General features: G+C 73.1%; 20 protein-coding genes. 5 read left to right on the top strand and 15 right to left on the bottom strand.

Annotation, left to right across the window (positions count from 1 at the left end):
- Nucleotides 1–3: 3 nt before the first annotated feature.
- On the bottom strand, nucleotides 4–1116 hold the full coding sequence (locus tag ASG88_RS08055; RefSeq protein ID WP_056886908.1) for a hypothetical protein: 1113 nt from the start codon (nucleotides 1114–1116) through the stop codon (nucleotides 4–6).
- Complete coding sequence (locus ASG88_RS08050) at nucleotides 1116–1466, bottom strand: hypothetical protein (RefSeq protein WP_056886907.1); 351 nt, start codon at nucleotides 1464–1466, stop codon at nucleotides 1116–1118. The genes ASG88_RS08055 and ASG88_RS08050 overlap by 1 nt, the downstream gene beginning before the upstream one ends.
- Before the next feature lie 220 nt (nucleotides 1467–1686).
- On the opposite strand from ASG88_RS08050, the gene ASG88_RS08045 reads away from it, so the two are divergent.
- On the top strand, nucleotides 1687–3087 hold the full coding sequence (locus ASG88_RS08045) for a glycoside hydrolase domain-containing protein (protein WP_157559630.1): 1401 nt from the start codon (nucleotides 1687–1689) through the stop codon (nucleotides 3085–3087).
- 130 nt (nucleotides 3088–3217) lie between these two features.
- Here ASG88_RS08045 and ASG88_RS08040 read toward each other — a convergent pair whose 3' ends face one another.
- From ASG88_RS08040 to ASG88_RS08020, 5 genes are all read right to left on the bottom strand, one after another.
- On the bottom strand, nucleotides 3218–3667 hold the full coding sequence (locus ASG88_RS08040; protein WP_056886905.1) for a DUF3817 domain-containing protein: 450 nt from the start codon (nucleotides 3665–3667) through the stop codon (nucleotides 3218–3220).
- Nucleotides 3664–4332 (bottom strand): phosphoribosylformylglycinamidine synthase subunit PurQ, encoded by a 669-nt coding sequence (purQ, locus tag ASG88_RS08035; RefSeq protein ID WP_056886904.1) that lies wholly within the window; start codon nucleotides 4330–4332, stop codon nucleotides 3664–3666. Before purQ ends, ASG88_RS08040 begins: the two co-directional genes overlap by 4 nt.
- 49 nt (nucleotides 4333–4381) lie before the next feature.
- Nucleotides 4382–4657 (bottom strand): phosphoribosylformylglycinamidine synthase subunit PurS, encoded by a 276-nt coding sequence (gene purS / locus ASG88_RS08030; protein ID WP_056886903.1) that lies wholly within the window; start codon nucleotides 4655–4657, stop codon nucleotides 4382–4384.
- 81 nt (nucleotides 4658–4738) lie between these two features.
- Nucleotides 4739–4924 carry a hypothetical protein gene (locus ASG88_RS08025; protein WP_056886902.1) on the bottom strand — a complete coding sequence of 62 codons (186 nt, stop codon included), beginning with the start codon at nucleotides 4922–4924 and terminating at the stop codon, nucleotides 4739–4741.
- On the bottom strand, nucleotides 4921–6477 hold the full coding sequence (locus ASG88_RS08020; RefSeq protein ID WP_056886901.1) for a long-chain-fatty-acid--CoA ligase: 1557 nt from the start codon (nucleotides 6475–6477) through the stop codon (nucleotides 4921–4923). Before ASG88_RS08020 ends, ASG88_RS08025 begins: the two co-directional genes overlap by 4 nt.
- Nucleotides 6478–6546: 69 nt before the next feature.
- Here ASG88_RS08020 and ASG88_RS08015 point away from each other — a divergent pair, with 69 nt between their 5' ends.
- The gene (locus tag ASG88_RS08015; RefSeq protein WP_056886900.1) at nucleotides 6547–6897 is read left to right on the top strand and encodes a hypothetical protein; all 351 of its coding nucleotides are present in this window, start codon (nucleotides 6547–6549) and stop codon (nucleotides 6895–6897) included.
- Nucleotides 6898–6901: 4 nt separating this feature from the next.
- Here the strand turns inward: ASG88_RS08015 and ASG88_RS23305 are convergent, their stop codons facing one another.
- Genes ASG88_RS23305 through ASG88_RS08000 form a run of 3 tightly spaced genes read right to left on the bottom strand, consistent with a single transcriptional unit; the run spans nucleotide 6902 to nucleotide 8832 of the window.
- Complete coding sequence (locus tag ASG88_RS23305) at nucleotides 6902–7333, bottom strand: SRPBCC family protein (protein WP_268790857.1); 432 nt, start codon at nucleotides 7331–7333, stop codon at nucleotides 6902–6904.
- On the bottom strand, nucleotides 7330–8226 hold the full coding sequence (locus ASG88_RS08005) for a phosphoribosylaminoimidazolesuccinocarboxamide synthase (protein WP_056886898.1): 897 nt from the start codon (nucleotides 8224–8226) through the stop codon (nucleotides 7330–7332). Before ASG88_RS08005 ends, ASG88_RS23305 begins: the two co-directional genes overlap by 4 nt.
- A gap of 33 nt (nucleotides 8227–8259) precedes the next feature.
- Nucleotides 8260–8832, bottom strand: coding sequence for an antibiotic biosynthesis monooxygenase (locus ASG88_RS08000; protein ID WP_082600102.1), 573 nt, complete (start codon nucleotides 8830–8832; stop codon nucleotides 8260–8262).
- A 145-nt stretch (nucleotides 8833–8977) separates the two neighbouring features.
- Between ASG88_RS08000 and ASG88_RS07995 the strand changes: the two genes are divergently transcribed.
- Nucleotides 8978–10420, top strand: coding sequence for an MFS transporter (locus ASG88_RS07995; RefSeq protein ID WP_056886896.1), 1443 nt, complete (start codon nucleotides 8978–8980; stop codon nucleotides 10418–10420).
- Between the two features lie 96 nt (nucleotides 10421–10516).
- Here the strand turns inward: ASG88_RS07995 and ASG88_RS07990 are convergent, their stop codons facing one another.
- A complete protein-coding gene (locus tag ASG88_RS07990; RefSeq protein ID WP_056886895.1) occupies nucleotides 10517–10789 on the bottom strand; it encodes an acylphosphatase in 273 nt (90 codons plus the stop codon).
- A 28-nt stretch (nucleotides 10790–10817) separates the two neighbouring features.
- Here ASG88_RS07990 and ASG88_RS07985 point away from each other — a divergent pair, with 28 nt between their 5' ends.
- On the top strand, nucleotides 10818–11189 hold the full coding sequence (locus ASG88_RS07985) for a DUF5655 domain-containing protein (protein WP_056886894.1): 372 nt from the start codon (nucleotides 10818–10820) through the stop codon (nucleotides 11187–11189).
- Between the two features lie 6 nt (nucleotides 11190–11195).
- Here ASG88_RS07985 and purB read toward each other — a convergent pair whose 3' ends face one another.
- From purB to purD, 3 genes are read right to left on the bottom strand one after another with little or no spacing between them, the layout of a single operon-like run.
- The gene (gene purB, locus ASG88_RS07980) at nucleotides 11196–12614 is read right to left on the bottom strand and encodes an adenylosuccinate lyase (protein WP_056886893.1); all 1419 of its coding nucleotides are present in this window, start codon (nucleotides 12612–12614) and stop codon (nucleotides 11196–11198) included.
- A 1-nt stretch (nucleotide 12615) separates the two neighbouring features.
- Nucleotides 12616–13407: a DUF402 domain-containing protein gene (locus ASG88_RS07975; RefSeq protein ID WP_056886892.1), complete on the bottom strand. Its 792-nt coding sequence runs from the start codon at nucleotides 13405–13407 to the stop codon at nucleotides 12616–12618.
- Nucleotide 13408: 1 nt separating this feature from the next.
- Nucleotides 13409–14683 carry a phosphoribosylamine--glycine ligase gene (gene purD, locus ASG88_RS07970; RefSeq protein ID WP_056886891.1) on the bottom strand — a complete coding sequence of 425 codons (1275 nt, stop codon included), beginning with the start codon at nucleotides 14681–14683 and terminating at the stop codon, nucleotides 13409–13411.
- Nucleotides 14684–14896: 213 nt separating this feature from the next.
- Between purD and ASG88_RS07965 the strand changes: the two genes are divergently transcribed.
- Nucleotides 14897–15928 (top strand): hypothetical protein, encoded by a 1032-nt coding sequence (locus tag ASG88_RS07965; RefSeq protein ID WP_056886890.1) that lies wholly within the window; start codon nucleotides 14897–14899, stop codon nucleotides 15926–15928.
- Nucleotides 15929–16063: 135 nt separating this feature from the next.
- Here ASG88_RS07965 and ASG88_RS07960 read toward each other — a convergent pair whose 3' ends face one another.
- Entirely contained in the window at nucleotides 16064–17347 is a 1284-nt protein-coding gene (locus ASG88_RS07960) for an adenylosuccinate synthase (RefSeq protein WP_056886889.1), read from the bottom strand.
- Nucleotides 17348–17442: the final 95 nt, after the last annotated feature.

Here is a 17442-nt window from a genome sequence, read left to right as displayed (position 1 = left end):
CGGTCAGACCGTGGCTTCCCCGGACCCGTCCGACCGCTCGCCCTCGGCGCGCCGCGCGGCCCGCCCCGCCCGGCGCTCCTGCGCAACGAGCCTGGTGGTGGCCTTGGCGTCGGCCCTGCCGTCGGACTTCTCCCTGGCCCGTCGGGCGGTCCGCTCGGTGTCGGTCTCCGTGTCGGTCCGGGTGGGCTCGGTCGCGCGTGCCCCGGCCGCACCCGGGCGCAGCGGCCCGGTGCGGACGCTGCCCTGCCCGCTCGCTTGCCGGCTCCCCTGTCGACTCCCTTGGCCACCCCGCCCGGTCGTCATCCCCGGGGACATGGCGGGGCTCGTCTGTTCGACCTGGCGGCCCCGGCGCCCGCGCAGGCCGAGGCCCGCGAGCGCCCCACCGGCGAGGGTGCCGTCGATGCCGGACGACGTCGTCGACAGGGACGGCGCCGCGACCGAGCTGGTGCCGAGCGGTCCTGCGTACGCCGCCCCGGCGTCGAGCCCGCCGAGGACGTTGCTCGAGGAGCCCCCGCGCGAGGAGACCGCCAGGTCCTCGGCCAGCGAGGCGCTGATCCGCTCCGCGATGCCGGCGATCCCGCCGACGGCCCGGCTGCCGGTGGAGCCGGCGACGGCGGTGTCGGCTGCCCTCCGGAGCTCGACGTGCGCAGCCCGCAACCGACCCGACAACCCCTCCATGGTGTTGTCGAGCTCGGTGCGGATCGACTGGGCGGTGCGCGTGGCCCGCTGCACCTGCCCCCGCTGGTCGTCGGAGTCCTCCTGGAAGACCAGCACCCCCTGGGCGCCCAGCGTGGTGTGCGGGACGGCGGCCACGACCGACCACTCGCGGTCGAGCCGCCGCTGGGTCGTCGACAGCGTCCCGGCGATGTCGTCGAGGACCCGGCTGATCTCGCGGGCTGCGACGGCGACCGTGTCGAGCCCACCGACGACCTGCTTGCGGTGCCCGTCGTACACCTCGGCGGAGCCGGACTCCCAGCCGTGGTCGCGCACCCGGCGCGAGGCCCGGACCAGGTCGTCGGCCGCGGCCGTCATGCCCTCGGCCAGCTCGAGCCAGAGCGTGGCCGCCGCGGTCAGCGGGGTGGTGTCGCAGCGCAGCTGCCACGGGTGCGCGGGCATCAGGACCTGCCTCGGCCGTGGTCTCCGCGTCCCCCGGGCGGGCCCTGCTCGCCGGGGACGCGCAGCAGCTCGGCCGACGTCTCGTCGGCGGCGGTCACGTCGTCGGCCGCATCGACGAGGGCGCGGGCGCCGAGCTCGAGCGCCGCGACCAGCGCCGAGAGCGCGGAGCCGGCCGCGAGCGCCGCCTCGTCGTACGTCGCGGACACGTGGGCGGCGGACGGGTGGTCGCCCCACGCCTCGCGGGGGACCTCGCGACCCGGCGCGGCGCCCGCCCAGCGCTGTCGCAGGCCGGCGGCGGTCTCCTCGGACCGGCGGGCGAGGCCGACCAGCTCGGCGGGATCAACCTTCATGCGACGTTCCCTCGGCTGCGACGACGGTGACCCGGGTGGCCTACCCCGCCGCGCCCTGGGCTCAAACCCTCCCGGCGACGAGTCCTCGCGGGCGCACGGGTCCCCCGCCGAACTACTCCGCTGTAGTTCGGCCGAACCCCTGTGACGGGTGTGACTGAAGTGATTATGGTGGCGTGCCGTCGCTCCCGGGACGGCACGTCACCGAGTCGTGGGAGTCACCGTGCGTCGCCGTTCCAGCATCCTCGTCACCCTTGCCGTCGCCCTCGCCGGCACGATGCTCGCGACCCCGTCGCCGGCCGTGTCCGACCCGTCTGCCCCGGCCGCTCCGTCCGCTCGGGCCGCCGCCCGGATCGCCGCCTCCACGCCCGGCGACTTCACCGGGCACGGCTTCGACCAGTGCGTCGCGCCGACCCAGGCCGCCATGGACGCGTGGATCAAGCACTCCCCCTTCCGGGCCGTGGGGATCTACATCTCCGGGGACTCGCGGGCCTGCCGCACCCAGCCCAACCTCTCGCCCACCTGGGTCTCGACGCAGGTGTCGCGCGGCTGGCGGCTCCTCCCGATCGCCCTGGGACCGCAGGCGTCCTGCCTCGACCGGTTCCCCCGCTACTCGGACGACTTCAAGATCGACCCCAGGTCCGCCGGCGGGTACGCCGCCGCTCGCGCGCAGGGCGTCGTCGAGGCCGACAAGAATGCCGCGGACGCCGCGGCACTGGGCATCGGTGCCGGGGCCACCCTCTGGTACGACCTCGAGGCCTTCGACCTCGGCAACACCAGCTGCCGCGAGTCCGCCCTCGCCTTCACCAGCGCGTGGGTGACCCGGATCAAGCAGCTCGGCTACGTCGCCGGCTTCTACTCCAGCGCGAGCTCGGGCATCAAGATGCTCGACGACGCCCGCCGCTTGCGCCCCGGCCAGTTCGCCCTGCCGGACCGCATCTGGATCGCCCGCTGGGACGGCGTCGCCAACACGTCCACGAGCTACATCCCCGAGGACGGCTGGCGACCGGGCGGACGGATGAAGCAGTACCGCGGTGGCCACAACGAGACCTGGGGCGGCGTCACCATCAACATCGACAGCAACTACCTCGAGCTCAGCGGGACCCCGGCCGCGCCGCCCGCCCCCGTGCCGGCACCCGCTCCGGCACCGGTCGCGGCCCCCGAGAGCCACTGCGGCGGCACGCGCGTGGACTTCCCGGCGTACTACACGCTCAAGCCGCGGGCGGCCAGCCGGGCGCGCACCCTCGCGCTGCAGTGCCTGCTCAAGGAGAAGAAGCGGTACGTCGGCAAGCTCGACGGCGACTACGACCGCGCCACCCGGCGCGCCGCCGGCGCGTGGATGAGGTCGCGAGGCTTCAAGCCCACGGCCACCTGGCGACGCAAGCACTGGGTCACGCTGCTCGCCGGCCAGGAGCGTCCGGTGCTGGCCGTCGGCGCCACCGGTCCGGCCGTCTCGCGGCTCCAGCGAGCGCTCACCGCGGCCCGGCAGCGGACCGCCGTGACGGGGAGCTTCGACGAGGCCACCCGGACCGCGCTGCTGGCCTACCAGGCGAAGGTCAAGACATCCCCCACCGGCACCACCGACGCGGCGACGTGGAAGAAGCTGGCCAAGGGCCGCTTCTGAGGCAGCCCCGGACGGCCGGGCCCCTGGCCGCCCTCGGGGGTAGTTAGGGACGAACCGGTAGGTGATCCGTCCGATCGAGCAACCAGACCGTCCCCAACTACTCAGGGTCGGGCGGGCGGCTACCCGGAGGTCAGGCGGGCGGGCCGACGACCAGTGCGAGCCCGGTGAGGGCGAGCACCGCGACGACACCGATGCCGAGCGCCCGGCGCTGGTGCTCGAGCAGCCAGCACACCGCCCGCTGGGCCGCGGTGGGGCTGTCGGGACGGGACAGCCAGGCGTCGCCCAGCAGCCCCCGCCGGTCGGCGTACCGCTCGAAGGGCAGCGTCGCGAAGGGCGGCACCGCGGCGGCGAGGCCCAGCGCGAGCCGTCCGAGCGACCAGCGCTGGTCGACGGCCACCAGGATCGTGACGAGGCCGTAGGCGATGAAGACGACGCCGTGGACCATCCCGAACACCTGGACCCCGAGCTCGGTGGTCTCGGTGACGTACTTGAGGAACATGCCGGTCAGCAGCAGCGCCCAGGTGATCGCCTCGGCGGTCGCGAGCGCACGGAACAGCCGTCGCGGGGTGAGGTTGTTCATGCGAACGTCGCGGCGGCGAGCGAGGTGAAGAACCCCAGCCCGTCGGTGCCGGGACCGGTGAGGTCCTCGACGGCGTGCTCGGGGTGGGGCATCAGGCCGACGACGTTGCCGCGCTCGTTGGTGATGCCGGCGATGTCGCGGGCGGAGCCGTTGGGGTTGTCGTCGAGGTAGCGCGCCACCACGCGGCCCTCGTCCTCGAGCCGGTCGAGGGTGGGCTCGTCGGCGATGAAGCCGCCCTCGCCGTTCTTGAGCACGATCGTGACCTCGGCGCCCTCGGCGTACGCCGACGTCCACGGCGTGCGGGTGTTCTCGATGCGCAGGCGCTGGTCACGGCAGACGAACTTGCGGTGGTCGTTGCGGATCAGCGCGCCGGGCAGCAGGTGGGACTCGCAGAGGATCTGGAAGCCGTTGCAGATGCCGAGCACCGGCATCCCCTTGCCCGCGGCCCCGATGACCTCGGTCATCACCGGCGCGAAGCGCGAGATGGCGCCGCAGCGCAGGTAGTCGCCGTACGAGAAGCCGCCGGGGAGGACCACGGCGTCGACGCCGCGCAGGTCGTGGTCGCCGTGCCACAGCGCGACCGCCTCGTGGCCGCCGAAGCGGACCGCGCGCTGCGCGTCGACGTCGTCGAGCGAGCCCGGGAAGGTGACGACGCCGACCCTCATGCGGGGTCCCCGCGGAAGTGCGAGCGCAGCGAGCAGTTTCGTGGGGTGTTCATGCCTTGTGCTTCCCGCCGAGCGCGTCGTCGCCCTCGATGCTCACGACGAAGTCCTCGATGACCGGGTTGGAGAGCAGCGTCTCGGCCATCTGGGTCACCTCGGCGAGCAGCTCGTCGGAGGCGTCGCCGTCGAGCTCGAGCTCGAAGCGCTTGCCCTGGCGGACGTCGGTGACGCCGGCGAAGCCCAGCCGCGGCAGGGCGCCGAGGACGGCCTTGCCCTGCGGGTCGAGGATCTCGGGCTTGGGCATGACATCGACCACGTATCGGGCCACGGGACGCTCCTGGGACGGCGGCGGGGTGCGGGTCGATCCTATCGGCGCCGCCGGCCCGCGGCACACCGCGTCCGGGACGGCTCAGGTACGCCGCGCGGAGACGATCAGCAGCGCGACGCCGAGCCCGGCGATGACGGGTCCGGCGATCGCCCAGAAGGACGAGCCCGTCATCGCCGACCCGCCGACGTACCCGAGCCCCTGCAGGGTGAAGAGGGTCCCGAAGACGACCATCACCACCCCGAGGGGGATGCCGACGACGCGCCTCACTTGAGCTCGCGCTTGAGGATCTTGCCGGTCGCGGTCATCGGCAGGGCGTCCACGAGCTCGACGATGCGGGGGTACTTGTAGCCCGCCATCTGCTCCTTGCTCCACTCGACGAGCTCCGCGGGGGTGACGTCGACGTCCTTCTCGGGGATGACGACGGCCTTGATCTCCTCGCCGTGGCTCTCGTGCGGGACACCGATCACGGCGGCGAGGCTGACCGCGGGGTGCGTCATCAGCACCTCCTCGATCTCGCGCGGGTACACGTTGTAGCCGCCGCGGATGATCATGTCCTTGGACCGGTCGACGATGTAGTAGTAGCCGTCCTCGTCCTTGCGGGCCAGGTCGCCCGAGCGGAACCAGTCGTCGTGGATCGCCTCGGCGGTGGCGTCGGGGCGGTCGTAGTAGCCCTTCATGATGTTGGGGCCCTTGATGGCGATCTCGCCGACGTCGCCCTCGGCGTCGTCCCAGCTGCCGGGCTCGGGGTTGATGAGCTTCATCTCGACACCGGGGATAGGGACGCCGATCGAGCCGACGCGGACCTCCTGGCCGTACGGCGAGAAGCTGGCGACGGGCGACGTCTCGGACAGGCCGTAGCCCTCGAGGATGGTGACGCCGAACTTCTTCTCGAAGTCCTTGTGCACCTCGACCGGCAGCGCCGAGCCGCCCGCCGCGGCGATGCGCAGGTTGGCGGCGAGCGCCTGGACGTCGACCCCGGAGTCGGGGAGGGCGCCGAGGAGGCCCCAGTACATCGTCGGGACGCCGGCGAAGAAGGTCACGCCCTCCTTGGCCATCGTCTTGAGCGCGGCGTCGGCCTCGAAGCGGGGCAGCATCACCACGGTGCCGCCGTAGGCGAAGCCGGCGTTCTGGATGACGGTCTGACCGAAGGAGTGGAAGAGCGGCAGCACGCACAGGTAGGTGTCCGGCCGGGACGCGTCGGCACCGAAGAGGTCCTTGCCGGCGATCGCGTTGGAGTGCATGTTGCGGTGCCGCAGCTCGGCACCCTTGGGCTGGCCGGTGGTGCCGGAGGTGTAGAGGATGACCGCGGTGTCGTCGTCGTCCACGGCGACGGTGTCGAACGTCGGCGGCTGGCCGGCCATCGCCTGGCCCAGCGTCTCGGTGCCCTCGATGGGCGAGGCGGCCGTCGGGTCGACGGTGATCATGAAGAAGTGCTCGCAGCCCTCGGTGGCCTCGAAGCCCTCGTGGCCGGCCTGGCCGATCGGGAGCTCCTCGGTGCCCTGGAAGCAGAAGTAGGCCTTCGCGTCCGAGTCGGCGAGGTGGTAGGCCACCTCCCGGCCCTTGAGCAGCACGTTGAGCGGCACCACGGTCGCCCCGGCCTTGAGGATCCCGTAGTAGACGATCGGGAAGTAGGGCAGGTTGGGGCAGCTCAGCGCCACCTTGTCGCCGGGCTTGATGCCGCGCGCGACGAGCAGGCTGGCCACCTGGTTGGCGGCGCCGTTGACCTGGGCGTAGGTCAGCCGGGTGTCGCCGAGGACGACGGCCTCCCGGTCGGCGTACTGGCTGGCGGAGTCTTCGAGCAGCGAGGAGAGGTTCGGCATGGCGCCAAACCTACTCAGCGGTCGTGACGCGCGTCACCCGCCGTCTCGCCGCGGGCTAGCATCCGCGCCATGGACTTCCTGGCCAGCGGCGCCATCGTCCTCGTCGGGATGTTCGTGCTGATCGCCTTCGCGGCCGTCGGGCTCTTCGGGGCGCTGGCGACCTCCCCGGGATGGCGCTGGGGTGTCGTGCTGGTCGGGCTGGGGCTGCTCGTCCTGGTGTGGGTGCTGGCGTCGGGTCGGGGCGACGGGCAGCCCGCCGTGGTCTTCGGCGGCCGCCGCGGCGGCAGCGACGAGCTCGCGGACACCGACACCTCGATCGGCGGCCTGTGGTTGCGCTCGATGCTGTGGCACGCGGGCCTCGGCATCGTCATCGGCTGGCTCCTGGTGACGCTGATCAACCTGCGCAAGCGGGCGCGCTGACCGGTCAGGCGGTACGCCGCGCGAGGATCTTGCCGGCCTTGCGGACGTCGGCGGCGACCGCGATCCCCGCGAGCCGGCCCGCCACCGTCGCCGGCACGGCCCAGACCCCGCGCCCGTCGACGTCGCCGCTGATGTCGACGCGGCAGCCACGCGGCGTACGGGCGAAGCCGAGGGTCAGTGTCGCGGAGACCCCGCGCCACCAGCCGCGCTCGGCCCACACCAGTGGCGGGTCCATCTCGGTGATCTCCATCTGCGGGCGCACCCCCACCGACGTGGTCTCCTGCCAGCGCTGGCCGAGGCGCGGCTCCTCGTCGGCCGGCACGGTGACCGAGCGCAGCGACGACTGCCACTCCGGCCGGTTGCGCGGGTCGGAGAGGTAGGCGTAGGCCACCTCGACCGGGACGGGCAGGTCGACGGAGGCGCGAAACCCGGTCAGAACGTCTCCCCCGTCAACCGCTCGTAGGCCTCGACGTACCTCGACCGGGTGCGCTCGACGACCTCGGGCGGCAGCGGCGGCGGGGCCTCGCCGGAGGTGCGGTCCCAGCCGGACTCCGGGGAGGTGAGCCAGTCGCGGACGATCTGCTTGTCGTACGACGGCTGGGCGCGGCCGGGCTGCCACTGGTCGGCAGGCCAGAAGCGCGACGAGTCGGGCGTGAGCACCTCGTCGGCGAGCACGGTGGTGCCGTCGGGCCGCGCGCCGAACTCGACCTTCGTGTCGGCCAGGATGATGCCGCGGGTCTTGGCGAGCTCGTGGGCGCGGCCGTAGACCTCCATGGTGAGCATCCGCAGCTCGGCGGCCTCGTCGTCCCCGACGGCCTCGACGACCGCCTCGTAGTCGACGTTCTCGTCGTGGTCGCCGATCGCGGCCTTGGTGGCGGGCGTGAAGATCGGCTCGGGGAGCCGGGAGCCGTCCTGCAGGCCGGCCGGCAGCCGGATGCCGCAGACCTCGCCGTGGAGGCGGTAGTCGAGCAGCCCGGAGCCGGTGATGTAGCCGCGGGCCACGCACTCGACGGGATACATCTCCAACGCCTCGCAGATCACCGCGCGACCGCGCACGGCCTCGGGGACGTCGGTCGACACCACGTGGTGCGCGACCAGCCCCTTGAGCTGGTCGAACCACCACAGCGACATCCGGGTGAGGATCTCGCCCTTGTCGGGGATCGTCGTGTCGAGCACGAAGTCGTACGCCGAGATCCGGTCGCTCGCCACCATCAGCAGGCGACCGGCGTGCTCGCCGGACTCGATGCGGTAGAGGTCGCGGACCTTGCCGGAGTGGAGGTGCGTCGCGCCCTCGAGCGCCGGGGCGTCAGGGATGTTGTGGTCGGCCACGTGCCGACCCTAGCGGCGTGGGCCGCCGGCGGGTCAGCGTCGCCAGGGAGCGGGCTTGCCCTGCAGCCACCAGGACATCTGGCGGGTGATCCACGGGAGCAGCACGTAGGTCATCAGCGGCGTCATCACGAGCACGGTGAGGAGCACCCGCAGCGGGAGCGGCCAGTCGGCGACGGGCGTGTGCCCGAGCACCCAGTTGGCGACCAGGCTGAGCGGGAAGAAGACCATGAAGATGGTGGTCGCCTGCTTCCACCGGGGCGGCGCGACGGGCGCCGGGCTGAGGGACTCGACCGCGGACGGCTCGTCGAACCAGCCCTCGATGCCCGTACGCCGCTCGGTGCGGGTCGACTCGATCCGCCCCTGCGCCGCCTCGAGCCACCACGCGCGCTGCGGGCTCGCCTCCCAGCGGGCCAGCGACTCGGCGTCGGCGAAGCGGTAGAGCATGTGCCACTCGGGCGAGTCCTGGGAGGGCCGCACCCACCCGGAGCCGAGGAAGCCGTCGAAGTTCTCCGCCAGCGACGTGCCGGCCTGCACCCACGCGCGCATCTCCGTCTCCTGGGACGGGTCGATGTGCCGGGTGACCGAGACGGTGACGGGAGCGGACATGTCGCCCATTGTCGGTCGTCCGCGCGCGTCGTACCGAACTGACGGGGACGGGATCTGCGACACACCCGCGACCACGCTGCTGACCGGGTTGCCGATCCGGTTGCCGATCAGGGGGCCGCTTCGGGGCGGTGAGAAGGTGGCGGGCGTGACGCAGCACGAGGAGGCCGACGCCGTCGCGGCCGAGCAGCAGGAGCACGTCCCCGACCCCCGCCGGTGGCGGATCCTGGCGGTGTCCCTGCTCGTCGGCTTCATGTCGCTGCTGGACGTCACCATCGTCAACGTCGCGGTGCCGTCGATCCGCGCCGGGCTGGAGACGTCGGCCGGTGCGGTGCAGTGGGTGGTCTCGGGCTACGCGCTCGCCTTCGGCATGACGCTGGTCGCGGGCGGTCGGCTCGGCGACGCGCACGGACGCCGTCGGATGATGGTGATCGGCCTCATCGGCTTCATCGTCTCGAGCGCGGCTGCGGGCCTCGCCCCCAACGCCGCCGCGATCGTCGTCGCCCGGTTGGCGCAGGGCGCCAGCGCCGGTCTGCTGACGCCGCAGAACTCCGGGCTGATCCAGCAGCTCTTCCGGGGCGACGAGCGGGGCCGCGCGTTCGGGATGTTCGGCTTCACGGTGGCGGTCGCCTCCGCCGCCGGGCCGCTCATCGGTGGGCTGCTGATCGCGGCGCTCGGGGAGGAGAACGGCTGGCGGGCGCTGTTCCTGGTCAACGTCCCCATCGGCCTGGTCGCCCTGGTCGCCGTCTGGCGCCTCGTCCCGGACAACCCCGGCGGGCGCGAGGCGGTCAAGGACACCCGGATCGACGTCCCGGGGGCGCTGCTGCTGGGGCTGGCGGTCGTCTCGGTGCTCTACCCGCTGATCAGCCTCGAGGGCGGCGCGCGGTGGCCGCTGGTCATCGTGCTGGCCTTCCCGCCGCTGGTGTGGGCGTTCCTCCGGTGGGAGCAGCACACGGTCGCGACGGGCCACCCGCCGCTGCTGGACGTGTCGCTGCTGCGCGGGCTGCCGGGCTACGCCAACGGGCTGCTCGTCGGCACCCTCTACTTCACCGGCTTCACGGGCATCTTCCTGGTGCTGTCGGTCCACCTGCAGGAGGGCGTCGGCTTCTCGCCGCTTCAGGCCGCACTGCTGATGACGCCCTTCGCGGTCGGTGCCGCCACGACGTCGCCGCTCGCGGGTCGCCTGGTCGGCCGGATCGGGCGGCGGGTCACCCTGATCGCGCTGTCGGTGATGATGACCGGTACGGCGCTCGCGGCCTGGCTGGTCACCTCGCCGTCCGACACGCTGTGGTGGACGCTCGCCCCGGCGATGTTCCTCGCCGGCATCGGCGGGGGCGGCGTCATCTCCCCCAACTTCACGCTCACCCTGGCCGAGGTGCCGCCGCAGATGGGTGGCGCCGCCGGTGGAGCCCTGCAGACCGGCCAGCGGATCGGCTCGGCGCTCGGCGCCGCACTGCTGATGACCGTCTACCAGGCCTCGCAGTCCTTCACGTCCGTGGAGGTCGCCGCCCGGTGGGCGCTCGTCGCGGCGCTCGCCGTGCTGTCGGTGGCGCTCGCGGCCGCCGTACGGTCCTGGCGCCTCGGGGACTGAGCGCCTGCCTCCGGCGCGTAGTTTGGGACGATCGCGTAGGCATACCGGCCGGAATCCCTACCACTTCGTCCCCAACTACCCAGCGGGGGCGGCAGCTCAGTAGCGGATCTCGAACCCGCGGTGGCCCGCCACCGCGGACGGGCGCACCGCCACGTCGCGGACCTTTGACCCCGACGGTCCGCGCCGGCACCAGGCGACCAGCGCGTCCACCGCGTCGGGCTCCCCCTCGACGTGTGCGGCGACCGAGCCGTCGGGCTCGTTGCGCACCCAGCCGGTCACGCCGAGGCGCTCGGCCTCCTGCTGGGTGCACGCGCGGTAGGCCACGCCCTGCACGCGGCCGGTGACATGGAGGTCGGCTGCCGTGGTCACGCGCCCATCATGGCGCGAGACTGGCCGGATGAGCCACGAGGCCACGACGGCCGCGGACCTGTTCGACGGCTTCCCGGCCGGGCTGGCGATCCACGACCGGGTGGCCTCGGTCGTCGACTCCCTCGGCGAGGTGGAGTCGCGGGTGTCGCGCAGCCAGGTGGCCTTCCGGCACGGCCGCGGCTTCGCGTACGTGTGGCGGCCGGGGCAGTACGTCCGCTCCGACGTCCCCGCCGTGCTGTCGATCGCGCTGCCCCGCGAGGTGGCGGCGCGGCGCTTCAAGGAGGTCGTCCACCCCTCGCCGCAGGTGTGGATGCACCACCTCGAGCTCCACGACGTCAGCGAGGTCGACGACGAGGTACGCGCCTGGCTCCGGGAGGCGTGGGAGCACGCCTCCCGGTGAGCGGGATCAGAGGATGGCGCCCGGGGTGTACGCCGCGGCGGCGGGGTGGGCGGCCGCCAGTACCTCCACGCGCGCGACCACGGCCCGGGTCTGGGCCACGGCCGCGCCGGTGAACTCGATCGGCTCGGCCACCAGGCCGTCGATCTCCTCGCGGGTCATCCCGAGGCGCTCGTCGGCGGCCAGCCGGTCGAAGACGTCGTTCTCCGCCTGCCCCTGGCGCATGTCGAGGGCGACCCCGACGGCCGCCTCCTTGATCGCCTCGTGGCCGACCTCGCGACCTACGCCCTTGCGGACCGCAGCCATCAGCACCTTGGTGGTGGCGAGGAACGGCAGGTAGCGGTCGAGCTCGCGCTGGATCACGGCGGGGAACGCGCCGAACTCGTCGAGCACGGTCAGGAAGGTCTGGAAGAGCCCGTCGACGGCGAAGAACGCGTCGGGCAGCGCCACGCGGCGTACGACGGAGCAGGAGACGTCGCCCTCGTTCCACTGGTCCCCGGCGAGCTCGCCGACCATCGACAGGTAGCCGCGGGTGATGACGGCGAGGCCGTTGACGCGCTCGCAGGAGCGGGTGTTCATCTTGTGCGGCATCGCCGACGAGCCCACCTGGCCCTCCTTGAAGCCCTCGGTCACCAGCTCGATGCCGGCCATCAGCCGGATCGTGGTGGCCAGGTTGGACGGGCCGGCGGTCAGCTGGACCAGCGCCGAGAGCACGTCGAAGTCGAGGGAGCGCGGGTAGACCTGGCCGACGCTGGTGAGCACGTGGTCGAAGCCGAGGTGCGCGGCGACCCGCGTCTCGAGCTCGTCGAGGAGCGACGCGTCACCCCCGAGCAGGTCGAGCATGTCCTGCGAGGTGCCCATCGGGCCCTTGATGCCGCGCAGCGGGTAGCGCGCGAGCAGCTCCTCGACGCGCTGCACGGAAATCAGCATCTCGTCGGCGACGGTGGCGAAGCGCTTGCCGAGGGTGGTCGCCTGCGCGGCCACGTTGTGGGAGCGGCCGGCCATCACGGTGGTCTCGTGCTCGGCGGCGAGGCGGGCCAGTCGCACCAGGGTCGCGACGGCGCGGTCGCGCACCAGCGCCAGCGACTGGCGGACCTGGAGCTGCTCAACGTTCTCCGTCAGGTCGCGGCTGGTCATGCCCTTGTGGATGTGCTCGTGCCCGGCCAGCGCGGCGAACTCCTCGATGCGCGCCTTCACGTCGTGGCGGGTGACCCGCTCGCGGGCGGCGATGGAGGCCAGGTCGACCTGGTCGACGACCTTCTCGTAGGCCTCGATGACCCCGTCGGGGACGTCGACACCGAGGTCGCGCTGGGCGGTCAGCACGGCGATCCACAGCTGTCGCTCGAGCACGATCTTGTGCTCGGGGCTCCAGATCGCGGCCAGGTCGGCGCCGGCGTAGCGGGTGGCGAGGACGTTCGGAACGGTCATGTCATGACTCCAGGTGGTCGGGCAGCGTCAGGGGTCGGTCGATCTCGGGCTGGGGGCGCCAGGACTCCCAGTCCTCGCTGAGGGGCCAGGCGCGGGGCTCGACGAGCTCGGTGCGGACGCGGTCGGCGAGCGCGCGGATCGCCTCGGCCTGTGCGGGAGCGAAGCGGCCGGCCGCGGTGAACGCCGCCAGCTCGTCGTCGTCCTTGAGCCACAGCTGGCCGTCGTCGTCGAGCCACAGGTCGAGGGTGAGGTCGCGGGTGAGGACCCGCGCGTCGCCCGAGGCCGGACGCTCGTGCACCAGCTCGAGGTTGACGTAGTGGCCGGCGAAGGACCCGTCGTCCTCCCAGAAGTACCAGAGCGACCACGGCACGCCGGTCGGCGCGACGCGCAGGATCCCCGGGCCGTCCCACGTGCGCCGGAGGTGGTCGTAGTCGCGGCTGGCGCTGAGGGCGGCCCGCTCCTCCAGGCTGCGCTCGCGCAGCCCCTTGCCGTCACGGGGCACGGCCGCGAGGCGTTCGGACCCGGCCGGGAGCCAGGCCACCAGCCCGCGCTCGTCGTCGCGCACCACGCGCAGCACGTCGACGCCCAGCGCGTAGTGCCACGTCATGACGGCGCCGCGCTCGAAGTGCGGTGCCGCACCGGCGGCGCGCACCGGCCCGTCGTACGACGACCACCGCAGGTCCTCGAGCAGGGCGAGGTCGGGCTCCACCCCGGCGGCCACGGGACCGGCGAGCCGGGTCATCGTGCCGCCCGAGTCGGTGACCACCTGCTCGGCGTCGGACGTCCCCGTCACGTCAGGCACCCTCGGTCAGCGACGCGCCCTCGACGACACCCAGCGGCTCGGCGGCGATGTCCCGGCGCCACTGCGCGCCCGGGAACGAGATGGTGTTGATGCCCTCGTAGGCCTTGGCCCGCGCGTCGGCGACGTCCGTGCCGGTGGCCCGGACGGCGAGCACCCGCCCCCCGGCGGTCACGAGCGGGCCGCCCGCGGCACGGGCGGTGCCGGCGTGGATCACGTCGACGTCGGTCTCCACCCCGAGGGTCTCGGTGCCGACGATCACGTCGCCGCTCGAGGACGACTCCGGGTAGCCGGCGCTGGCCATCACCACGGTCACCGAGGCGCCGTCGGCGAAGGTCGGGACGGGTACGGCGCCCAGGTCGCCGTCGGCGGCCGCCTTGAGGAGGTCACCGAGCGAGGAGGTCAGCAGCGCGAGGACCGGCTGGACGTCCGGGTCACCGAAGCGGCAGTTGAACTCGATCACCCGCGGGCCGGCAGCGGTGAGCGCGAGTCCGACGTACAGCGTGCCGACGAAGGGGGCGCCGCGGCGGACCATCTCGTCGAGGGTGGGCTGGACGACGGTCGCGAGGACCTGGTCGGCGAGGTCGGCGGGCGCCCACGGCAGCGGCGAGTAGGCACCCATGCCGCCGGTGTTGGGACCCCGGCCGCCGTCGAAGATGCGCTTGAAGTCCTGCGCCGGCTGCAGCGCCCGCGCGGTCGTCCCGTCGCAGACGGCGAAGAGCGACACCTCGGGGCCGTCGAGGAACTCCTCGACCACCACGCGCTCGCACCCGGCGGCGTGGGCCAGCGCCTCGGCCCGGTCGGTGGTCACCACGACGCCCTTGCCGGCGGCCAGGCCGTCGTCCTTCACGACGTACGGCGCGCCCAGCGCGTCCAGCGCGGCCGCGGCCTCGTCGGGGGTGGCGCACACGAAGGAGCGGGCCGTCGGCACGCCGGCGGCGGCCATCACGTCCTTGCTGAACGCCTTGGAGCCCTCGAGCCGGGCCGCCTCCCGTGACGGACCGTAGACCGCGATGCCGGCGGCACGGACCGCGTCGGCCACGCCCGCGACCAGCGGTGCCTCGGGCCCGACGACGACCAGATCGACGCCCAGGCTCGTCGCCAGCGCGGCCACCGCGGCCCCGTCCATCGGGTCGACGTCGTGCAGGGTCGCGACCTCGCCGATGCCCGGGTTGCCCGGCGCGGCGTGCACCTCGGCGTCGGGATCGAGGGCCAGGGAGCGGGCCAGCGCGTGCTCGCGGCCGCCGGTGCCGATGACGAGGGACTTCACGGGCGTCGATCCTATCGGCGTACGGGCCCTGCCCATGTACGCCGCGGGTCCCGCGGACGGCGTACCACGCGCGGAGGCCCTCGACGAGTGTGCGTGGAAGCACGTGTGGCTCGAGGCGGACGGTGCTTCCACGCACACTCGTCGCGGCGGTCGGTCATCCACAGGCGAAGACTCGGTGGCATCCCCGACCCCGGGGCCGGGAAGGGGTCCCTCATGTCCGACGAGTTCACCCCGACGTGCCGGCTCCCCTCCGGCCTGGTCCTGCCGACGGCCCTCGACCCCGACGGTCGCGCCGGGCCCACCCGCGGCCGGGCCCGGGGTGGGCGGTGGGTGTCGGTCGGCAGCGGGCACCACCGCCCGGCGGACGCCCCGGACGTGGTCGAGCAGCGGATCCTCGACGTCGCCGTGCGCCTCGGCCCGGCGGGTGCCGTGACCGGGTGGGCCGCGCTCAGGCTCCTGGGTGCGGCCTTCTTCGACGGGGTCGGTCGCACCGGGGCCGTACTCGGTGTCCCGCTCCGCTCCCCCGACCGCCAGCTCCGGGCCGGACCGGAGCTGGTCGCGATCCGCGGGCGAGCCGGGAGCGAGCGCGCGGTGGTGGCCGGCGTCCGGGTCGTGTCGCCCGAGCTGGCACTCCTCGACCATGCCCGCGCCGAGCCCGACGACCGCGAGCTCGTGGTCGCGATCGACATGGCCTGCGCGGCGAGCCTCACCTCGTTGCGGCGGATCACCGCCTTCCTGGCCACCCGGCCGCGCGCCCCCGGCGTACGACGCCTGCGCTGGGCGTTGCGGTGGGCCCACGAGAAGAGCCTGTCCCCGGGAGAGCCCCGGCTCCGCCTGATCTGGGTGCTCGACGCCCAACGCCCTCTCCCCCTGTGCAACAAGCCCGTCTTCGACCTCCACGGACAGGTGCTGGCCGTCCCGGACCTGCTCGACCCCGACGCGGGCGTGACCGGCGAGTACAACGGCAGCATCCACCGGCGGGCGTCCGCCGCCCGCCGGGACGCCGAGCGCGACGCCGCCCTGCGGCGACACGGCCTCGAGACGATGGCGGCGGTGGGTGCCGACGTGCACGACCGGGATCTCGTGGTCGAGCGGATCGACGGGGCGTACGCCCGGGCCCTGCGCCTCCCGCCCGGGGAGCGGACCTGGACGCTGACCCCACCGCCCGGGTGGACCGACGAGGTCAGTCTCGACGAGGCCCTCGACCACCGGGACCGGCTGCGCGAGCAGGAGTGGGACGACTGACCCGACGAGTGTGCGTGGATGCACCATCCGCGGGCGCTCCACGGTGCATCCACGCACGCTCGTGGTCGCAGTCGCCTGCGGAAACTGCCGGATCTCGTACGCCGCGCAGCACGCGAGCGCGGCGCAGCGCCAGGGTCAGTCGTGGACGGTGAGGGTCTGCTCGCGCCCCGGACCGACGCCGACGCCCCAGATGCGGGCGCCGGAGATGTCCTCGAGGGCCTGCACGTAGGTCTGCGCCTGCTTGGGGAGCTCGGCGAAGGTGCGGCAGCCGGAGATGTCGGAGTTCCAGCCCTCGAAGGTCTCGTAGATCGGCTTGGCGTGGTGGAACTCGGTCTGGGTCATCGGCATCTCGTCGACGCGCGTGCCGTCGATCTCGTAGCCGACGCACACCGGGATCTCGTCCCAGGCGCCCAGGATGTCCAGCTTGGTCAGGAAGAACTCGGTGAGGCCGTTGACGCGGGCGGCGTAGCGCGCGACCACGGCGTCGTACCAGCCACAGCGCCGGGTGCGGCCGGTGGAGACACCGATCTCACCGCCGAGCTTCTGGAGGTTGAGGCCGTCGTCGTCGAAGAGCTCGGTGGGGAACGGGCCCGAGCCGACGCGCGTCGAGTAGGCCTTGATCACGCCGATGACGCGGTCGATGCGGGTGGGGCCGATGCCGGCGCCGGTGCAGACACCACCGGCGATCGCGTTGGACGACGTCACGAACGGGTAGGTGCCGTGGTCGACGTCGAGCATGGTGGCCTGAGCGCCCTCGAAGAGCACCGTCCGGCCCTCGTCGAGCGCGTTGTTGAGCAGCAGCGACGTGTCGGCGACCATCGGGCGCAGCCGGTCGGCGTACGACAGCAGCTCCTCGACGACGGCGTCGGCGTCGACCGCGCGACGGTTGTAGACCTTGGTCAGCAGGTGGTTGCGCACGTCGAGGGCGGCCTCGACCTTCTGCTGGAGGATGCCCTCGTCGAAGAGGTCCGCGACCCGGATGCCGACGCGGTTGATCTTGTCGGCGTACGCCGGGCCGATGCCACGACCGGTGGTGCCGATCTGGTTCTTGCCGAGGAACCGCTCGGTGACCTTGTCGATCGTCGAGTGGTACGACGCGATGACGTGCGCGTTGGCGCTGACGACCAGGCCACCCATCTCGACGCCGCGCTCGAGCAGGCCGTCGAGCTCGCGGAAGAGCGCCTCGGGCGAGACGACGACGCCGTTGGCGATCACGCTGGTCGCACCGGGCGTGAGGATGCCGCTGGGGAGCAGGTGGGTGGCGTACTTCTCGCCGTTGATGACGATCGTGTGGCCGGCGTTGTGGCCGCCACTCGTGCGGACGACGAAGTCGATGGTCTCGCTGGTGGCGAGCAGGTCGGTGGCCTTGCCCTTGCCCTCGTCACCCCACTGGGCACCGAGTACGACGATCGCGGGCATCGCAGCCCTCCTCAGGAATCCGGCTCTGGGCCAAAAGAAACAGCCCCGGCACAAGTGCACCGGAGCTCTTGCGGCGTCACGCTACCGCACCTCGC

The sequence above is a fragment of the Nocardioides sp. Soil777 genome (genome assembly GCF_001428425.1).
GTDB lineage: Bacteria > Actinomycetota > Actinomycetes > Propionibacteriales > Nocardioidaceae > Nocardioides > Nocardioides terrigena.
The sequence above is the reverse complement of the archived record's forward strand: the minus strand, read 5'-3'. Positions and strand labels throughout refer to the sequence as shown.

What these genes read in the sequence shown, in the direction of transcription:
- ASG88_RS08055 (WP_056886908.1), bottom strand. Translation starts at nt 1,116, where the DNA reads ATGCCCGCGCACCCGTGGCAGCTGCGCTGCGACACCACCCCGCTGACC.
- ASG88_RS08050 (WP_056886907.1), bottom strand. Translation starts at nt 1,466, where the DNA reads ATGAAGGTTGATCCCGCCGAGCTGGTCGGCCTCGCCCGCCGGTCCGAG.
- ASG88_RS08040 (WP_056886905.1), bottom strand. Translation starts at nt 3,667, where the DNA reads ATGAACAACCTCACCCCGCGACGGCTGTTCCGTGCGCTCGCGACCGCC.
- purQ (WP_056886904.1), bottom strand. Translation starts at nt 4,332, where the DNA reads ATGAGGGTCGGCGTCGTCACCTTCCCGGGCTCGCTCGACGACGTCGAC.
- ASG88_RS08020 (WP_056886901.1), bottom strand. Translation starts at nt 6,477, where the DNA reads ATGCCGAACCTCTCCTCGCTGCTCGAAGACTCCGCCAGCCAGTACGCC.
- ASG88_RS08015 (WP_056886900.1), top strand. Translation starts at nt 6,547, where the DNA reads ATGGACTTCCTGGCCAGCGGCGCCATCGTCCTCGTCGGGATGTTCGTG.
- ASG88_RS08000 (WP_082600102.1), bottom strand. Translation starts at nt 8,832, where the DNA reads ATGTCCGCTCCCGTCACCGTCTCGGTCACCCGGCACATCGACCCGTCC.
- ASG88_RS07985 (WP_056886894.1), top strand. Translation starts at nt 10,818, where the DNA reads ATGAGCCACGAGGCCACGACGGCCGCGGACCTGTTCGACGGCTTCCCG.
- purB (WP_056886893.1), bottom strand. Translation starts at nt 12,614, where the DNA reads ATGACCGTTCCGAACGTCCTCGCCACCCGCTACGCCGGCGCCGACCTG.
- ASG88_RS07965 (WP_056886890.1), top strand. Translation starts at nt 14,897, where the DNA reads ATGTCCGACGAGTTCACCCCGACGTGCCGGCTCCCCTCCGGCCTGGTC.
- ASG88_RS07960 (WP_056886889.1), bottom strand. Translation starts at nt 17,347, where the DNA reads ATGCCCGCGATCGTCGTACTCGGTGCCCAGTGGGGTGACGAGGGCAAG.